This window comes from Mycobacterium hainanense (assembly GCF_041890355.1).
Taxonomy (GTDB): Bacteria; Actinomycetota; Actinomycetes; order Mycobacteriales; family Mycobacteriaceae; genus Mycobacterium; species Mycobacterium hainanense.
This window is the reverse complement of record NZ_CP169059.1, coordinates 3,268,622-3,286,460: the sequence shown is the minus strand read 5'-3', so window position 1 is coordinate 3,286,460 and position 17,839 is coordinate 3,268,622. Positions and strand designations below refer to the sequence as shown.

The window sequence follows — 17,839 nt, the reverse complement described above, 5'->3', positions numbered from 1 at the left end:
CGCCCAGCGCGATCAGGGAACCAAGGACTAGGCCCCGCTCTCCCGCACGACCTCGCCGGCGTCCTTGTCGGTGCGGATGCCGAGATACCGTGGGTGGCGCAGCTTCCCGCCGCGCGTCCATTCGGTGAACCCGATCTGGACCACCAACTCCGGCCGCGCCCAATGGGCGCCGGCTTCGCGCACCAGGCCGCGGGTGAACGGCGGGGTGTCCCGGGCGATCGCCGACAACCGCTCGTGCAGCCGGTGCAGCGTGGCCTCGTCGAAACCCGTACCGACCTTGCCGGCGTAGACCAGGTCGCGGCCGTCGTAATAACCCAGCAGCAGCGCCCCGAGCTCCACCCGGCTGCCCTTGGGGCTGGTGTAGCCGCCGACCACGAACTCCTGGTCCCGCACGCACTTGAACTTCAGCCAATTCCTCGACCGGCCACCGTCGTATCGCGAATCGGCCAGCTTCGCGATCACCCCTTCGTCGCCACGCTCGCAGGCGGCGCGGAAGGCGGCCAGGCCGTCCTCGACCCGGTGCGGGGTGTATCGCAGCGGGTCGGCGAACTGGATCGCGTTGCGCAGCAGCCGCTTACGCCACAGCAGCGGCGCGTCGACCGTCGACTTGCCGTCCAGGTGCAGCAGATCGAAGACGTAGTAGTAGACGCCCACCGGCGACGCGCGGGCTAGCTGCGGGTCGGTGATGCCCAGCCGGCCCTGCAGCCGCGCGAAGCTGGTGCGGCGCCCCACGAAGGCCACCACCTCGCCGTCGACGACGAAGCGCGTCGCGCCCTGCGCGGCAAGCGCGTCGACGAGTTCCGGGTAGGTTCCGTTGAGCGGCTGGCGGTTTCGCGACAACAGCCGCACCCGGTCACCGTCGCGGAACGCCAGGCAGCGCATCCCGTCGAACTTGCGCTCGAAGATCCAGTGCCGATCGGAGAACCGTTTGTCGGTCAGGGTCGCCAGCGTGGGGGATCGCCAGTCGGGCACCGGCTCATCGGGCAGGCCCGCGACTACGTCCCGCGCCACGTCAGCTCCATCCCTTGGCCGCCCAGCCAGCGTGACAGGTCATAGCCGTTGCGGGCCAAGCCCGCGACGGCGTCCACGGCGTGCCGCACCGCCCGCTCGGCGGCCTCGGGGGTCAGCAGGCCATGCCGGACGGCATCGAGCAACTCGTCGACGTCGGCCAGGTCCGCGCCGTCGCCGGTGCGGACCTCGATGTCGAGGTAGTGATCCTCCGAACGCCACACCTGGGGCCCGGGCGTGTATTCGCCCACGTCGAGGTAGTAGTCATGGTCACGCTCGTGGCCCGGATTGAAGTGAAACACCGTGGCGCGCAAGCCGAGTGAGGGCAGCAGCCAGGACTCGAGGTAATGGAACTGGGCGCGGCCGGGCGTGGGCCGGGCCACGTAGAGGCCCCACGGGTGGACCGCATAGTCGTCCACGTCCCGCACGATGCCCTTGGGATCGGTGTTGGTGCGGGCGATCAGGTCGAACGTCTCGTGCTTGGGCGGATGGATGCACCTACTCTAGTCACCGTGAGCGACCTCAGCGGAAAGACGGCACTCGTCACCGGCGGGAATTCGGGCATCGGGTTGGCGGCCGCGCAGCGGCTGGCCGACGCGGGCGCCCACGTCATCCTGACCGGTCGCAACCAGCAGACCATCGACGCCGCGGTGGCCTCGATCGGTGACTGCGCGACGGGCATCCGCGCCGACGTGGCCAGTGTTGACGACGTGGCGGCGGTGGCCGACGTCGTCGCGGCCCGCGGACAGGGCCTCGACGTGCTCTTCGCCAACGCGGGCGGCGGGGAATTCGCGGCGCTGGGCGACATTTCGGTCGAACACTTCACGTCCACGTTCATGACCAATGTGGGCGGCACGTTGTTCACCGTGCAGGCCATGCTGCCGCTGCTCAACCGCGGCTCGTCGATCGTGCTGACCGGCTCGACCGCCGCCTACAACGGCACCCCCGCGTTCAGCGTGTACGCGGCGACCAAGGCGGCGATCCGCTCGTTCGGGCGGACCTGGGCCGCCGAACTCGTGGGCCGCGGCATCCGGGTCAACACGATCGTTCCCGGCCCGGTCGAGACGCCGGGGCTGCTGGGGCTGGCGCCGGCCGGACGGGAGCAGGAGATACGCGACGGCGAGGCGGCCAAGGTCCCGATGGGCCGCCTCGGCAGGCCCGAGGAGGTCGCCGCGGCGGTGCTTTTCCTCGCGTCGGACGAGAGCAGCTTCATGACCGGCAGCGAGGTCTTCGTCGACGGCGGTGCGGAGCAGATCTAAGGCCGACCCGGCCTATCGGCGCAGGCGGATTCTCCAGCGCACGAAGCCGGCATAGAGCAGCGACAACGCCGCCAGCATGCCCATGTCCAGCAGCCAGGCCTTCGACGTGTGCTGCCAGAACCGGTCCTGGGACAGCAGCGAATCGGGCACCAGGTGCCGCAGATCCACCGTCGACGCCGCCGCGGCGTAGCCCCAGCGTGCGGGCATCGCGAAGGAGAGCTGGTCCAGTCCCAGCCGGCCGGTCACGGGAACCATGCCGCCGCAGAGCACCAGCTGGGCCATCACCGTCACCACGAACAGCGGCATGATCTGCTCGCTGGAGCGGACCAGCGACGAGATCGCCAGGCCGAGAATCGCCGAGGCGACACAGGTGGCCGCGACGGTGACGAACAATTCGACCGTCGCCCCGACCGTCGAGTGGCCGAGCAGGACGCCGCCGCGCGTCGGCGCGCTCTTGCCGACCACCACGATCGCGGTGATGATGGCCGACTGCACAACGGCAAACCCGCAGAACACCGCGGTTTTCGCGAGCAGGTAGGCCGTCGTCGACAGCCCGACCGCCTGCTCGCGCTGGAAGATCGCGCGTTCGCCGACCAGGTCGCGGATCGTCAGCGCGGTGCCCATGAACGCCGCGGCCGGCATCAGCAGCGCCAGGATCTGCGCCGCCTCGTCGGGCGTCCCGGCGTTCGGTCCGGGTAGATGGAATCCGTTGCTGCCCGGGACGGTCAGCGACAGCGAACCCAGGATGAACGGCAACACCGCCAGGAAGATGAAGTAGGCGCGGTCGGCGACGACCAGCCGGATCTGCCGGCGGGCGACCGTCGAGATCTGCCGCCGCACGCTGGTGTGCACCGGTTCGCCCAGGGCGCCCGGCTCGGCCGCCTTGTCCGGTTTCTGCGGCCGCTTCTCGGCGTCACGCTGCTCGATGAAGCGCCGGTTGGCCTCGTCGGGGTCGGCGCCCACCTTGGTGAAGATCTTCGCCCAGTTGGTGGTGCCCATCGCCGCGCCGATCTGGTCGGGCGGGCCGCAGTAGGCCGTCTTGCCGCCCGGGGCCACCAACAGCAGCTGGTCGCAGGTGTCGAGGTAGGACAGCATGTGCGTCACCACGATCACCACGCGGCCGGCGTCGGCCAGCTGCCGCAGCATCGTCATGACCTGGTGGTCGAGCGCCGGGTCCAGGCCGGAGGTCGGCTCGTCGAGGATCAGCAGCGACGGGCCGGTGAGCAGCTCGAGCGCCACCGAAGCGCGCTTGCGCTGGCCGCCGGACAGCTTGTCGACCCGGGTGTCGGCGTGCTTGGTCAGGTCAAGTTCGTCGAGGACCTGCGCGACGACCTTCGCCCGGTCGGATTTGCTGGTGTCGGGCGGCAGCCGCAGCTCGGCGGCGTAGCCGAGCGCCTGGTTGATGGTCAGCTGCCGGTGCACCACGTCGTCCTGCGGGACCATGCCGATGCGGCTGCGTAGGGACGCGTATTCGGCGTGAATGTCGTGGCCCTCGAACGTGACCGAGCCAGAGCTGGGGGTGGTGTAGCCGGCGATCAGCCTGGCCAGCGTGCTCTTCCCCGCGCCGGAGCCGCCGATCACGGCGGTCAGCGTTCCGGGCCGCGCGATCAGCGAGATGTCGTCCAGCAGTTGTTTGCCGTTGTCGACGACGTACTTGACGTTGCGCACCTCCAGCCCGCCCGTGCGGGTCTCGGCCTCGCTGCGTTCGGTCAGGGTGCCGTCGCGGAAGACGAGGTCGACGTTGCCGATGGTGACGACGTCGTCGTCGGACAGGATCGCCGACCCGACCCGGGTGCCGTTGACGAACGTCCCGTTGATGCTGTTGTCCCGGATCTCGGTGCCCAGCGGCGTCTGCACCAATGTCGCGTGCTGACGGGAGGCCAGCACGTCGGAGACCACGATGTCGTTCTCCGCGGCGCGCCCGATCGTCAAGGCGCGGGTGCCCGCGGCCGCCGACGAGCGCGGTGAGAGCAACTTCACAAAGCGCGTCGCCAGGTTCGACACGTCGGCCGACTTCGCGTCGACCACGGTGAGTTCGGCGGGCGGCGTCGACGCCTGCCGTGGCGCCCCCGCGTGCACGTCGGTCCGCTCCTCGGGTGGTGTGCCGCGCGGCGGGCCGCCCGATGCCGGCAGGGGCCTCTGCGGTGGCGGCGCCTGCCGGGGCGGTGGCATGGGCTGGCGGAGCGGGGAATTCGGTGGGCGACCCGGCGGCCTGGGCGGCGCGGGCCGCGGCGGCCGGGTGGGATTCGTTGGCTCGGGCAGCGCGGACCAGGCCAGCGTCGGCGGGCCGGCCTCCGGGCCCGGCCGCGTCCGGCCCGGGCGCTCGGCGTAGCCCTGCTGCGGCCCGACGGCGAAGGTCAGCCGCGGCCCCCGCGGATTCCCGACGTGAATGCTCTGGCCGTCGTGGACATCGATCACCGGCATCCGGTAGCCGTTGAGATAGGTACCGTTCAGCGAGCCGTTGTCGATGGCCAGCCACCGGCCCTGGTCGAAGCGCAGGATCAGGTGGGAGCGGGAAATGCGGGGATCGGGGATGCGCACGTCGGCCTGGGCGTCGCGGCCGACGACCACCTCGTGGCCGGCCGCGAAGGATCGTTGGGACCCGTCGTGCCGAATCGTCAGGATGGGCGGAGCGGGTCGAGTCACCACTCAAGTATCGGTGCGGGCGGTGAGTGGTCTCTATTGGGATCGCCTGTGATTTCCCTTTGTTTCGATCCGGCCACTCATAGCCGGTTCATAGCTCGCTGAGAACAAGCCCCTACCGGGATCCGGCATGATCTGAACGGAAGGGGAGGGCCGTTTGCGTGCGCGACGGGCACATCGTCGTGCCGGCCGGAGCGCCGAGGCGAGGCGGGGCTCAATCGCGATGGACGCGCCCGGGGCGGTGCGCACCGTGTCAGGTTGCGGCAAGCCGGGCTCAAACGACGAGAGGGGGCGAGGCGGTAGATGGAGGAAGACAAGGGGACAACCCGGCGCATCGGCACCGGACGGCGGCTGCTGAGCAACCCGCGCGAGGCCCGTGCGGCCCTGCGCGCGGGGTTTCAGTCGCTGCCCGCCGTCACCGTCGCCCATCTGTTCCGTCGCATCCCGCCGGTCAGCTCGACCCCGAACGCGGAGCCCGGGGCCGGCCCCGTCCAGGCCGACGGCGCCCGCCCGTCGATATCCAGCGGGGCACCGTTCGCCGGCTACACGATCCTGCGCCAGCTGGGCGCAGGCGGCATGGCCGAGGTGTATCTGGCGCTGCATCCCCGGTTGCCGCGCCGCGACGTCATCAAAGTCCTGGCCGAAGCGGTCACGGCCGATCCCGAGTTCCGCGAAAGGTTCAACCGCGAGGCCGATCTCGCCGCGACGCTGTGGCATCCCCACATCGTCGGCGTGCACGACCGCGGCGAATTCAACGGTCACCTCTGGATCTCCATGGACTACGTCGAAGGCACCGACGCCTCGCGGCTGGTGAAGGAGCGCTACCCCGACGGGATGCCGGTCGGTGAGGTATGCGCCATCGTCCACGCCGTCGCGGGGGCCCTGGACTACGCCCACGACCGCGGGCTGCTGCACCGCGACGTGAAACCGGCGAACATCCTGCTCACCCATCCGGACGACGGCGAACGACGAATCCTGTTGGCCGACTTCGGCGTCGCGCGTCACCTGGGCGACATCAGCGGGATCACCGAGACCAACGTCGCGGTGGGAACGGTGGCCTATGCCGCGCCGGAACAACTGACGGGATCCAACATCGACGGGCGGGCCGACCAATACGCCTTGGCCGCAACGGCTTTCCATCTGTTGACCGGCACGCCGCCGTTCCAGCACTCGAATCCTATTGCGGTGATCAGCCAGCACCTGCACGAGGAGCCGCCCCGGCTCAGCGATTACCGCCCGGAGCTGGCGCATCTCGACGAGGCGTTCCGCAAGGCCCTGGCGAAACAACCCGAGGACCGCTTCCAGCGGTGCCGCGCGTTCGCCGCCGCCGTCAGCGAGCGGTGCGACACCGCCGCGGAACCAGCCCCCCGCGGCCGGGCCCGCACCGCGGCGACGACGCCGCCCCGCAGCCGCCCGCGCGCCGCCCTCGCCGCGTTGAACCACCGGTTCTCGGCGCGGACGCGGTGGGCGGTCGGGTTGGTGTGCGCGATGCTCATCGCCGTGGCGGCCACCTGGTCGGTCCTGTATTCCTTCGAGCCGGACACCCCGCCGGCCAACCCGGCGCTCGCGTCGAAACCGTCCGTCCCGGCGCCCGCGACGTCCGGGGGACCGACGCTGTCCGGCAGCTACCGGCTGGACTACGACCAGAGCAAGCGGACCACCAACGGCGTCGCGATCCGCCACGACGGCCCCGCCACCGGCTGGTGGGCCTTCCGTTCCGTGTGCACCACGAACGGCTGCGCGGCCTCCGGCGCCCGGCTGGACAACGGGACCCACCAGACCGCGAACGGCCCGACGGACACGCTGCGGTTCGTCGGCGGCTACTGGCAGGGCGCGCCGCAGCAGGAGCGGATGGACTGCACGCCGCCCAACGGCCAGGCCAATGCGACCCAGCAGGAGACGCTGGCGTGGTCACTGGCCCCCCAGGCCGACGGCACCCTGCGCGGCACGGTGACCGAGACCGTGCTGACCAACGAGTGCGGCGCGCAAGGCGCGGTGGTGCGGGTGCCCGTGGTGGCCACCCGGGTTGGCGACGTGCCCGCCGGGGTGAACCTGGGCGATCCCGCCCAGGCCGTCGCCACGTCGGCCGCCGCGGCCGCCCCGGCGCCGCCCGTGCTCGGTGCGGCGTGCGGCGACGTCGGCAAGCTGGCCTATGACCCGACCAACAGCGAGCAGATCGTCTGCGAGGCCAACAGCTGGGCCAAGGCCCCGATCACGATGGGCGTGCACGCCTCCGGCAGCTCGTGCGACCGCCCGGGCACCTCAGTGTTCGCCATGACCACCTCGAGCGACGGCTACCTGCTGCAGTGCGACCCCGTCACGCGGACCTGGACGCGCCCGGCGGGGTAGCCCCTATGGTGCTGGTGTGGCTGATGTGACTCCGAGCTCCGGCTCCGCGACACTTGTCGGTGCGCGGTTCTAACCTGGTGGCATGGCTTTCGCCACGGAACATCCCGTACTCGCTCATTCGGAATACCGCGCGGTCGACGAGGTCGTGCGCGTCGGCGGCCGCTTCGAGGTCGTCAGCCCGCATTCGCCCGCCGGCGACCAGCCGGCCGCCATCGACGAGCTGGAACGGCGCATCAAGGCGGGGGAGCGTGACGTGGTGCTGCTCGGCGCCACCGGCACCGGAAAGTCGGCCACCACCGCCTGGCTCATCGAGCGGCTGCAGCGGCCCACGCTGGTCATGGCGCCGAACAAGACGCTGGCCGCCCAACTTGCCAACGAGCTGCGAGAAATGCTGCCGCACAACGCCGTTGAATACTTCGTGTCGTACTACGACTATTACCAGCCGGAGGCGTACATCGCCCAGACCGACACCTACATCGAGAAGGACAGCTCGATCAACGACGACGTGGAGCGGCTGCGGCACTCCGCGACGTCGTCGCTGCTCTCGCGGCGCGACGTGGTCGTGGTGGCCTCGGTGTCGTGCATCTACGGCCTGGGCACGCCCCAGTCCTACCTGGACCGCTCCGTGGAACTCAGCGTCGGCACCGAGGTGCCCCGCGACGCGCTGCTGCGGCTGCTGGTCGACGTGCAGTACACCCGCAACGATTTGTCCTTCACCCGCGGCTCCTTCCGGGTGCGCGGCGACACCGTCGAGATCATCCCGTCTTACGAGGAGCTGGCGGTGCGCATCGAGTTCTTCGGCGACGAGGTGGAGGCGCTGTACTACCTGCACCCGTTGACGGGTGACGTCATCCGCCAGGTCGACTCGCTGCGGATCTTCCCGGCCACCCACTACGTCGCCGGGCCGGAACGGATGGCCCACGCGATCTCGACGATCGAAGAGGAGCTGGCGCAACGGCTGGCCGAGTTGGAGGGCCAGGGCAAGCTGCTCGAGGCGCAGCGGCTGCGGATGCGCACCAACTACGACATCGAGATGATGCGCCAGGTCGGCTTCTGCTCGGGCATCGAGAACTACTCGCGCCACATCGACGGCCGCGGCCCGGGCTCGCCGCCTGCGACCCTGCTCGACTACTTCCCGGAGGACTTCCTGCTGGTCATCGACGAGTCGCACGTCACTGTTCCGCAGATCGGCGGGATGTACGAGGGCGACATGTCCCGCAAGCGCAACCTGGTCGAGTACGGGTTCCGGCTGCCGTCCGCGTGCGACAATCGCCCGCTGACCTGGGAAGAATTCGCCGACCGGATCGGGCAGACGGTGTACCTGTCGGCCACGCCCGGGCCCTACGAGCTGAGCCAGTCCGGCGGCGAGTTCGTCGAGCAGGTCATCAGGCCGACGGGCCTGGTGGACCCGAAGGTGGTGGTCAAGCCGACCAAGGGGCAGATCGACGACCTGATCGGCGAGATCCGCAAGCGCACCGACGCCGACGAGCGGGTGCTGGTGACCACGCTGACCAAGAAGATGGCCGAGGACCTCACCGATTACCTGCTCGAGATGGGCATCCGGGTGCGCTACCTGCACTCCGAGGTCGACACGCTGCGCCGGGTGGAACTCCTGCGCCAGCTGCGGCTGGGCGAGTACGACGTGCTCGTCGGCATCAACCTGCTCCGCGAGGGCCTGGACCTTCCCGAGGTCTCGCTGGTGGCGATCCTGGACGCCGACAAGGAGGGCTTCCTGCGGTCCTCGCGCAGCCTGATCCAGACCATCGGCCGCGCCGCCCGCAACGTCTCCGGTGAAGTGCACATGTACGCGGACTCGATCACGGACTCGATGAAGGAGGCGATCGACGAGACCGAACGGCGCCGCGCCAAGCAGATCGCCTACAACGAGGCCCACGGCATCGACCCGCAGCCGCTGCGCAAGAAGATCGCCGACATCCTCGACCAGGTCTATCGCGAGGCCGACGACACCGAGACGGTGGGGGTCGGCGGCTCAGGCCGCAACTCGTCCCGGGGCCGGCGCGCCCAGGGTGAACCGGGCCGAGCCGTCAGCGCCGGCGTCTTCGAGGGTCGCGACACGGCCAGCATGCCGCGCGCCGAATTGGCCGACCTGATCAAGGACCTCACCGAGCAGATGATGGCCGCCGCGCGGGACCTGCAGTTCGAGCTGGCCGCCCGCTTCCGCGACGAGATCGCCGACCTGAAGAAGGAGCTGCGGGGGATGGACGCCGCCGGCCTGAAATGAGTTTGCTGGCAGCGCATCTCCGAATTCCAGCACCGAGACACCCCATACGGTAGAGGGGTGACCCACACCGCGACAGTGACTGGCGGCTGGCGCCAGCTGCTCGGTGCCAGGTATCTGAGGACCTCCATCCTGCTGGCCGGCGGGGTGGGCCTGTACGCCACAAACGAGTTCCTGACCACCAGCTTGCTGCCGAACACCGTCGCCGAAATCGGCGGCAACCGGCTCTACGCCTGGGTCACGACCCTGTACCTCGTCGGGTCGGTGGTGGCGGCCGCGATGGTCAATCCGATGCTGCTGCGGGTCGGGGCGCGCTCGTGCTACCTGACCGGTCTCGCGGTATTCGGCGTCTCCAGCCTGGTTTGCGCGGCGGCGCCGAACATGGAGGTTCTGATAGCTGGGCGCGCCCTGCAGGGCGTGGCCGGGGGGCTGCTGGCCGGCCTCGGCTACGCGCTGATCAATTCCGCGCTCCCGCGCATGCTGTGGACGCGCGGCTCGGCGCTGGTGTCGGCGATGTGGGGCGTGGCGACCGTGGTCGGCCCGACGACGGGCGGCCTGTTCGCCCAGCTGGGCCTGTGGCGCTGGGCCTTCGTGGCGATGGCGGTGCTGACCGCCCTGATGGCCCTGCTGGTGCCCGTCGCCCTGGCCCGCGTCGAGCGCACGCCCGTCGTCGGCCCGATGAAGGTCCCGGTGCGGTCGCTGCTGCTGATCGGTTCGGCCGCGCTGGCGGTCAGCGTCGCCCAGATTCCGAGCTCCCCGCTGGCGACCTTCGCCCTGCTCGCCGTCGGTGTCGCCCTGGTGGTGGCGTTCGTGTTCGTCGATTGGCGGACGCACGCGGCGATCCTGCCGCCCAGTGTCTTCGGCCCCGGGCCGCTGAAGTGGATCTACCTGACCATGGGCGCGCTGATGGGCGCCGCGATGGTGAACACCTACGTGCCGCTGTTCGGCCAGCGGCTGGCGCACCTGACCCCGATCGCGGCCGGCTTCCTGGGGGCGGCACTCGCGCTGGGGTGGACCGTCAGCGAGATCCTCAGCGCATCCCTGGAGCGCCCCCGCACGATCGCGCGGGTGATCGTGGCGGCACCGATCGTGGCCGCCTCCGGCCTGGCCCTGGCCGCGGTCGCCCGCCGCGGTGACGCATCCCCGTGGACGGCCGCGTTGTGGGCGGTGGCGCTGCTGGTTGCCGGCACCGGGATCGGCATGGCCTGGCCGCATCTGTCGGCGCGCGCGATGTCCTCGGTCGCCGACCCGGCCGAGGGCGGCGCCGCGTCCGCCGCGATCAACACCGTCCAGCTGATCTCCGCGGCCATCGCCGCGGGTCTGGCCGGGGTGGTGGTCAACACCGCCAAGGGCGGCGACGGGATGGCGGCGCACTGGCTGTTCACGGTGTTCACCGCGCTCTGCGCGGCCGGGGTGGCGGTGTCTTACGGCGCGAGCCGCGCGCGCCAGCCGCAGCCGATCGGCTGACCCGCGGCGTCGTCAGTCCGGGTCGTCGTCGGCCTGGAAGACCGCCACCACCCCGTCGACGTCGCCCAACACCTGTCGCGCGCTCGCGATCCTGCTGCCGGACAACGTCATGGCCACCCGCACCTCGCCGTCGTCGATGTCGTGCGCGTCCGCGTCGAGCTCGGTCAGCTGCCAGTTTTGCTGCCCGCAGATCCGCAGCACTTCCCGCAGCATGCCGCGGCCGTTCTCGTAGATGATCTGCACCCGGATGGTCCCGCGCAGCTGGGCCGTCAGACGCCCCTCGACGGCCTTGAAGACGAGCGCGCTGACGAAGTGCAGGGCCACGACGGCGCCGGCCAGCAGGACCAGGCCTGCGCCCACGGCCATGCCCACCGCGGCCGATTCCCACACCGCGGCGGCCGTCGTGAGCCCGTGCACCGCGCCACGCCGGGTGATGATGATGCCGGCCCCCAGAAAGCCCACGCCGGAAACGATTTGGGCCGCGACGCGGGACGGGTCCAGCACGACCGCGCCGGGCGACAGGACGTCGGCGAAGCCGTACTTACTGACCAGCATGATCAAGGCCGCCGACGTCCCGACGATCGTCTGGGTCCGCAGCCCGGCGCTCTTGCCCTGGATGGTGCGTTCGAGGCCGATGAGCGCGGTCAGCCCGAACGCGGCGAACAGCTCGACCAGGTGTCTGAGACCCTGCACGTTGCCGCCCAGCATCGGGGCGGCCAGCCAGTTTTGCATACCCAATCAACTACCCAACACATGGCGGTTCACGCCGCCGGCAAAGTGCCAATCAGCGCGTGGACTTCACCACCTGCGAGTAATGGAACTGCCAGCGTTCGACAATGCGGAACCCGAGGTAACTGGGGAATCGATAGGCCGGGGAACGGCCGAATGCGGATCCGGGCGGCAATGACACACCGGATTGGTGGTCGGGCAGCGACGTTTCTTTGTTGGTAATGGTCCAGATCGCGGGGCATTTGTTGATTTTGGCCGTGGTCAGCCACACGGCGACGTGGCCGTCCCATAGTGACCCGACCTTCGGCCCGTACGCCCCCCGTTCGACGTCGATCAGCGATCGGAAGGCCGCCGGCCGGGTGGCCAGCAGGGCACGGATCGGTCCGGGCCGCCACGGCACGGTGTTGTCCACCATCAGGCAGTCACCCGGCGCCGCTTGCGAGCTGATCAAATCCGCGACCTGGCTGTAATCCCAGCCCTCCTTGGCGTACGGCCAGCGCTGGATGAACAGGTAGTTGGGCACCGCGGCCGCGGCGCATACCAGCACCACACCCGCGATCGCCCGCGGTTTGCGGGCGAGCGTCACGATGCACACGGCGAGCACGACGGCCATCGCGGGCGCGGTGAAGATCAGGTAGCGCGGGTAATAGATCGGTTCGCTGACGGCCGAATACAGGACCACGAGCGCGGTGGGAATCACCAGCCACGCCGCGCAGGCGATCAACAGGCGGCGCATGTCGCCGGCCGGCGGCCGGACCCCCGCCAGCCGGGCCGCGATCGCGGCCACGATGAGGACCGCGGATCCGATCGCGAACGGAACGCTGTGGTCGAAATACTGGCGCAGGACGATGTCGAACGCGTAATGCCAGCTGACCGGGTAAATCCAGTTGACCTGCCAAACCTGGCCGTGGGCGAACAACATGAACTGCGTCATGGCCGCGACCGCGACCAGCGAGCTGATCGCCCACCGAATGACGGGGGATTTGCGCGCTTTCTGCGGCGCCAACAACGGCACCATTACCGCATAAACCGGCACCATAAGCACCATGTTCAGATTGAGCAGAATCGACAGCATTAACGCCAGCGCATAGCAAATCCACCAACGGGCTTTGTTGCGCCGGACGGTGGCGACGAGCAATACGGTGAGCCAGACCGCCGCGGCCGCCGCGAAGGCGTAGGGGCGCGCCTCCATACCGGCCCAGGTGGTGCGCGGCAAGATGGCGAAGACGACGCCCGCGCACACCGCGACTGGCCGGGTCGAGAACTGTCTGGTGAACACCGTGACCCCGGCGGCGGCCGCGCCGACCGCCAGGGCGCTGGGCGCCCGCGACCAGAACTCGGTCGGCGGGAAAACGGCGAACCAGCCGTGCATCAGCAGGTAATACAGCCCGTGCACGGCGTCGATATGGCTCAGCAGCCGCCACAGCTCGGCCAACGTCCGGCTCGCCGCGGCCGATATGGTCGCCCCCTCGTCGAACCACAGGGACGGCCGGCAGGCCCAGGCGCCGCTGACGACGGCCGCGAAGACGGCGACGGCCCACGGGTCGAGCAATCGGCCGGGCGGACGCGGGGGCGCGGGTTCCTCGATCTCATCCGCGACGTGGTGCTCGGCGATGGACATGATGCTTGTCACTGTAAAGCTGAATCGCCGACGCGGGTCACAAAACGGCTCCGGCGTATTCGGCCCCGCGTGCGCATTCCACGAAAAGCGGCGTTATGCAACGCTTTCCGTCCCCGGCCGGACCATTTGATTGTTTTGTCATCGGCGATATTCTGCGTTGACGCAGCGGGGCGCCGCAAATTGTCGACACGCCCGACCACGTGGTGTGTCTAATCTCTTCCCTCTGCACCGGGCAAACGCGATAGTGTCTTGAGTTGGCTGACCAACCGAATCAGGGAGGGTAAATGGGCGCCTATCGGACTGTGGTGGTGGGAACCGACGGCTCCGACTCGTCAATGCGTGCGGTAGACAAGGCGGCGCAGATCGCGGGAACGGACGCCAAGCTGATCGTCGCGTCGGCGTACCTGCCCCAGCACGAAGACACCCGGGCCGCCGACGCCCTGCGCGAGGAAAGCTACAAGGTGTCCGGCACGGCGCCCATCTACGCGATCCTGCAGGACGCCAAGGAGCGGGCGCACAAGGCCGGAGCCAAGAACGTGGAGGAGCGCCCGATCGTCGGCGCCCCGGTCGACGCGCTGGTCAAGCTCGCCGAGGACGAAAAGGCCGACCTGCTGGTCGTCGGAAACGTCGGCCTCAGCACGATCGCCGGCCGATTGCTGGGATCGGTGCCGGCCAACGTCTCGCGGCGGGCCAAGGTCGACGTGCTGATCGTGCACACCACGTCCTAATCCGACGGTGGCGACCCGCTTCGCCCGGCAAGCGGGAGGTGCCCCCATCGCCCGGCTACGCCGCGCTCGCGATCGCCACGGCGCCTCGACTCACCAGCCCCGCTCGCGCCATTCGGCCAGGTGTGGCCGCTCGGCGCCCAGCACCGTGTCGTCGCCGTGGCCGGGATAAATAACGGTGGAATCGTCGTACACGTCGAAAACCCGGGTGGTGACGTCGTCGAGCAGCTGGGTGAAATCGTCCGGCTGCCACGTCTTGCCGACGCCGCCCGGGAACAGGCAGTCGCCGGTGAACAGCTGGGTGACCCCGCCCGTCGCGGGCCCGTCAAGGGCGAGCGCGACCGAGCCAGGCGTGTGACCGCGCAGGTGGATGACCTTGAACTGCAGCTCGCCGATTCCGACCACGTCGCCGTCGGCCAGCAAACGGTCCGGCTTGACCGGCAGCGGCTCGGCGTCGATCTCGTGGGCGGCGGTCGGCGCGCCGGTGGCCGCGGCCACGGCCGCGAGCGCCTGCCAGTGGTCGAAGTGCTGGTGGCTGGTCACGATCAGCGACACCTTGGGCGCGTTCTGCCGGATGAGGTCGATCAGGACGTCGGCGTCGTTGGCGGCGTCGATCAGCAGGGTTTCGCCCGTGGCGGAACAAGTCACCAAATAGGCGTTGTTGTCCATGGGGCCCACCGAGACCTTTAGGATCGTGGCGCCGGGTAGGGTCCGGCGGGCCGCGGTACCAGGGTCGACGTGTCCGGTGTAGTTGTTGCTGGGAACAACCGAGGCAGTCATAGCGGCCACGTTACTGGTCAAACGTTGCTTGTCGGTATGGGCACATAGCATGGAATGCGCCGTGCGCATCAACGTCCACAGCACGTCAAAGATTCACCGAGAGAGGGCAGCGTGGCTGACCGCCTGATCATCAAGGGCGCCCGCGAACACAACCTGCGGGGCGTCGACCTCGACCTACCGCGCGACGCGTTGATCGTCTTCACCGGGCTGTCGGGATCGGGCAAATCGTCGCTGGCGTTCGACACGATTTTCGCCGAGGGCCAGCGCCGGTACGTGGAGTCGTTGTCGGCCTACGCCCGTCAGTTCCTGGGGCAGATGGACAAGCCGGACGTCGACTTCATCGAGGGCCTGTCCCCGGCGGTGTCGATCGACCAGAAGTCGACCAACCGCAACCCGAGGTCGACGGTCGGGACGATCACCGAGGTGTACGACTACCTCCGGCTGCTCTACGCGCGCGCCGGAACGCCGCACTGCCCGGTCTGCGGTGAGCGGATCGCCCGTCAGACGCCCCAGCAAATCGTCGACCAGGTGCTGGCGATGCCAGAAGGCACCCGGTTCCTGGTGCTCGCCCCGGTGGTGCGCACCCGCAAGGGTGAGTTCGCCGACCTGTTCGAGAAGCTGAACGCACAGGGCTACAGCCGGGTCCGGGTCGACGGCGTGGTGCACCCGCTGACCGACCCGCCCAAGCTGAAGAAGCAGGAGAAGCACGACATCGAGGTGGTGGTGGACCGCCTCACCGTCAAGGCCAGCGCCAAGCAGCGGCTCACCGACTCGGTGGAGACCGCGCTGAACCTGGCCGACGGCATCGTGGTGCTGGAGTTCGTCGACCACGAACACGATGCCCACAACCGCGAGCAGCGGTTCTCCGAGAAGCTGGCCTGCCCCAACGGGCATCCGCTCGCGGTCGACGACCTCGAGCCGCGGTCGTTCTCGTTCAACTCGCCCTACGGCGCCTGCCCCGAATGCTCCGGCCTGGGCATCCGCAAGGAGGTCGACCCCGACCTGGTCGTGCCCGACCCGGAACGCACGCTGGCCGAGGGGGCGGTGGCGCCGTGGTCGACGGGCCACACCGCGGAGTACTTCACCCGGATGATGGCCGGCCTCGGCGACGAGCTGGGCTTCGACGTCGACACGCCGTGGCGCAAGCTGCCGGCCAAGGCGCGCAAGGCGATTCTCGAGGGCTCCGACCACCAGGTGCACGTGCGCTACCGCAACCGCTACGGCCGAACCCGTTCCTACTACGCCGACTTCGAGGGCGTACTGGCGTTCCTGCAGCGCAAGATGGCGCAGACCGAATCCGAGCAGATGAAGGAACGCTACGAGGGCTTCATGCGGGACGTGCCCTGCCCGGAATGCAACGGCACCCGGCTCAAGCCGGAGATCCTGGCGGTGACACTGTCCGCGGGGGACCGGGGCACCAAGTCCATCGCCGAGGTGTCGGAGCTGTCGATCTCGGACTGCTCGGACTTCCTGAACGCGCTCACGCTGGGCCCCCGCGAGCAGGCGATCGCCGGGCAGGTGCTCAAGGAGATCCAGTCCCGGCTGGGCTTCCTGCTCGACGTGGGGCTGGATTATCTGTCGCTGTCCCGCGCCGCGGCCACGCTGTCCGGCGGTGAGGCCCAACGCATCCGGCTGGCCACCCAGATCGGCTCCGGTCTGGTGGGCGTGCTCTACGTGCTCGACGAGCCGTCCATCGGGCTGCACCAGCGCGACAACCGTCGGCTCATCGAAACCCTCACGCGACTAAGGGATTTGGGCAACACGCTGATCGTCGTCGAACACGACGAGGACACCATCGCCCACGCCGACTGGATCGTCGACATCGGTCCCCGCGCCGGTGAGCACGGCGGGCAGATCGTGCACAGCGGGACCTACGCCGAGCTGCTGGCCAACACGGAGTCGATCACCGGTGCCTTCCTGTCGGGCAAGGAGGCCATCGAGATGCCGGCGATCCGGCGTGCGATAGACCGCAAGCGTCAGCTCACGGTCGTCGGCGCGCGCGAGCACAACCTGCGCGGCATCGACGTGTCGTTCCCGCTCGGGGTGCTCACCTCCGTGACCGGGGTGTCCGGGTCCGGCAAGTCGACGCTGGTCAACGACATCCTGGCCACGGTGCTGGCCAACCGGCTCAACGGCGCCCGGCTGGTGCCGGGGCGGCACACCCGGGTGACGGGCCTGGACCACCTGGACAAGCTGGTGCGCGTCGACCAGTCGCCGATCGGTCGCACGCCACGGTCCAACCCGGCCACCTACACCGGCGTGTTCGACAAGATCCGCACGCTGTTCGCGGCGACCACCGAGGCCAAAGTCCGTGGCTACCAACCGGGCCGGTTCTCGTTCAACGTCAAGGGCGGCCGCTGCGAGGCGTGCACGGGTGACGGCACGATCAAGATCGAGATGAACTTCCTGCCGGACGTGTATGTGCCCTGCGAGGTGTGCCACGGCGCGCGCTACAACCGGGAAACCCTGGAAGTGCACTACAAGGGCAAGACCATCTCCGAGGTGCTGGACATGTCGATCGAGGAGGCGGCGGAGTTCTTCGAGCCGATCACCGGCATCCACCGCTACCTGCGCACGCTGGTCGACGTCGGCCTGGGCTACGTCCGGCTGGGCCAGCCCGCGCCGACGCTGTCCGGCGGTGAGGCGCAGCGCGTGAAGCTGGCCGCCGAGCTGCAGAAGCGCTCGACGGGGCGGACCATCTACATCCTCGACGAGCCGACCACCGGGCTGCATTTCGACGACATCCGCAAGCTGCTCACCGTGATCAATGGGCTGGTGGACAAGGGCAACACCGTCATCGTCATCGAGCACAACCTGGACGTCATCAAGACGTCCGACTGGATCGTCGACATGGGGCCCGAGGGTGGCGCGGAGGGCGGAACCGTTGTGGCCGAGGGCACCCCGGAGGACATCGCCGCCGTGCCGGAAAGCTACACCGGGAAATTCCTCGCCGAGGTGATCGGCCGCGCCGCCCCGCCGCAGCGGCCGAAGCGGCGGCGCAAAGTCACCGCCTGATCGG

General features: G+C 69.4%; 12 protein-coding genes. 6 read left to right on the top strand and 6 right to left on the bottom strand.

The genetic code is table 11. The annotated features are described in order from the left end of the window. Positions 1–27: 27 nt before the first annotated feature. Positions 28–1,011: a non-homologous end-joining DNA ligase gene (ligD, locus tag ACEL92_RS15190; RefSeq protein ID WP_374021566.1), complete on the bottom strand. Its 984-nt coding sequence runs from the start codon at positions 1,009–1,011 to the stop codon at positions 28–30. Beyond that, complete coding sequence (locus ACEL92_RS15185; protein WP_374021565.1) at positions 996–1,436, bottom strand: DUF402 domain-containing protein; 441 nt, start codon at positions 1,434–1,436, stop codon at positions 996–998. Before ACEL92_RS15185 ends, ligD begins: the two co-directional genes overlap by 16 nt. A gap of 84 nt (positions 1,437–1,520) precedes the next feature. Here ACEL92_RS15185 and ACEL92_RS15180 point away from each other — a divergent pair, with 84 nt between their 5' ends. After that, the gene (locus ACEL92_RS15180) at positions 1,521–2,267 is read left to right on the top strand and encodes an SDR family oxidoreductase (RefSeq protein WP_374021564.1); all 747 of its coding nucleotides are present in this window, start codon (positions 1,521–1,523) and stop codon (positions 2,265–2,267) included. 12 nt (positions 2,268–2,279) lie between these two features. Here the strand turns inward: ACEL92_RS15180 and ACEL92_RS15175 are convergent, their stop codons facing one another. Then, a complete protein-coding gene (locus tag ACEL92_RS15175) occupies positions 2,280–4,916 on the bottom strand; it encodes an FHA domain-containing protein (protein ID WP_374021563.1) in 2,637 nt (878 codons plus the stop codon). A gap of 297 nt (positions 4,917–5,213) precedes the next feature. On the opposite strand from ACEL92_RS15175, the gene ACEL92_RS15170 reads away from it, so the two are divergent. The 3 genes from ACEL92_RS15170 (at position 5,214) to ACEL92_RS15160 (ending at position 10,965) form a co-directional block, all read left to right on the top strand. Continuing rightward, positions 5,214–7,259, top strand: a complete 2,046-nt coding sequence (locus tag ACEL92_RS15170) for a serine/threonine-protein kinase (protein ID WP_374021562.1) — start codon at positions 5,214–5,216, stop codon at positions 7,257–7,259. Between the two features lie 82 nt (positions 7,260–7,341). After that, positions 7,342–9,501: an excinuclease ABC subunit UvrB gene (uvrB, locus tag ACEL92_RS15165; RefSeq protein ID WP_374021561.1), complete on the top strand. Its 2,160-nt coding sequence runs from the start codon at positions 7,342–7,344 to the stop codon at positions 9,499–9,501. 57 nt (positions 9,502–9,558) lie between these two features. Continuing rightward, complete coding sequence (locus ACEL92_RS15160) at positions 9,559–10,965, top strand: MFS transporter (protein WP_374021560.1); 1,407 nt, start codon at positions 9,559–9,561, stop codon at positions 10,963–10,965. 12 nt (positions 10,966–10,977) lie between these two features. Here the strand turns inward: ACEL92_RS15160 and ACEL92_RS15155 are convergent, their stop codons facing one another. Then, positions 10,978–11,697 (bottom strand): MgtC/SapB family protein, encoded by a 720-nt coding sequence (locus tag ACEL92_RS15155; protein WP_374021559.1) that lies wholly within the window; start codon positions 11,695–11,697, stop codon positions 10,978–10,980. A 52-nt stretch (positions 11,698–11,749) separates the two neighbouring features. Next, positions 11,750–13,315 carry a hypothetical protein gene (locus ACEL92_RS15150; protein WP_374021558.1) on the bottom strand — a complete coding sequence of 522 codons (1,566 nt, stop codon included), beginning with the start codon at positions 13,313–13,315 and terminating at the stop codon, positions 11,750–11,752. 284 nt (positions 13,316–13,599) lie between these two features. On the opposite strand from ACEL92_RS15150, the gene ACEL92_RS15145 reads away from it, so the two are divergent. Further along, positions 13,600–14,043 carry a universal stress protein gene (locus ACEL92_RS15145; RefSeq protein ID WP_374021557.1) on the top strand — a complete coding sequence of 148 codons (444 nt, stop codon included), beginning with the start codon at positions 13,600–13,602 and terminating at the stop codon, positions 14,041–14,043. Between the two features lie 90 nt (positions 14,044–14,133). Here ACEL92_RS15145 and ACEL92_RS15140 read toward each other — a convergent pair whose 3' ends face one another. Continuing rightward, on the bottom strand, positions 14,134–14,820 hold the full coding sequence (locus ACEL92_RS15140; RefSeq protein ID WP_374021556.1) for an MBL fold metallo-hydrolase: 687 nt from the start codon (positions 14,818–14,820) through the stop codon (positions 14,134–14,136). 111 nt (positions 14,821–14,931) lie between these two features. Here ACEL92_RS15140 and uvrA point away from each other — a divergent pair, with 111 nt between their 5' ends. After that, positions 14,932–17,835, top strand: a complete 2,904-nt coding sequence (gene uvrA / locus ACEL92_RS15135; RefSeq protein ID WP_374021555.1) for an excinuclease ABC subunit UvrA — start codon at positions 14,932–14,934, stop codon at positions 17,833–17,835. Positions 17,836–17,839 lie beyond the last annotated feature (4 nt).

What these genes read in the sequence shown, in the direction of transcription:
- ACEL92_RS15170 (WP_374021562.1), top strand. Translation starts at nt 5,214, where the DNA reads ATGGAGGAAGACAAGGGGACAACCCGGCGCATCGGCACCGGACGGCGG.
- uvrB (WP_374021561.1), top strand. Translation starts at nt 7,342, where the DNA reads ATGGCTTTCGCCACGGAACATCCCGTACTCGCTCATTCGGAATACCGC.
- ACEL92_RS15155 (WP_374021559.1), bottom strand. Translation starts at nt 11,697, where the DNA reads ATGCAAAACTGGCTGGCCGCCCCGATGCTGGGCGGCAACGTGCAGGGT.
- ACEL92_RS15150 (WP_374021558.1), bottom strand. Translation starts at nt 13,315, where the DNA reads ATGTCCATCGCCGAGCACCACGTCGCGGATGAGATCGAGGAACCCGCG.
- ACEL92_RS15145 (WP_374021557.1), top strand. Translation starts at nt 13,600, where the DNA reads ATGGGCGCCTATCGGACTGTGGTGGTGGGAACCGACGGCTCCGACTCG.
- ACEL92_RS15140 (WP_374021556.1), bottom strand. Translation starts at nt 14,820, where the DNA reads ATGACTGCCTCGGTTGTTCCCAGCAACAACTACACCGGACACGTCGAC.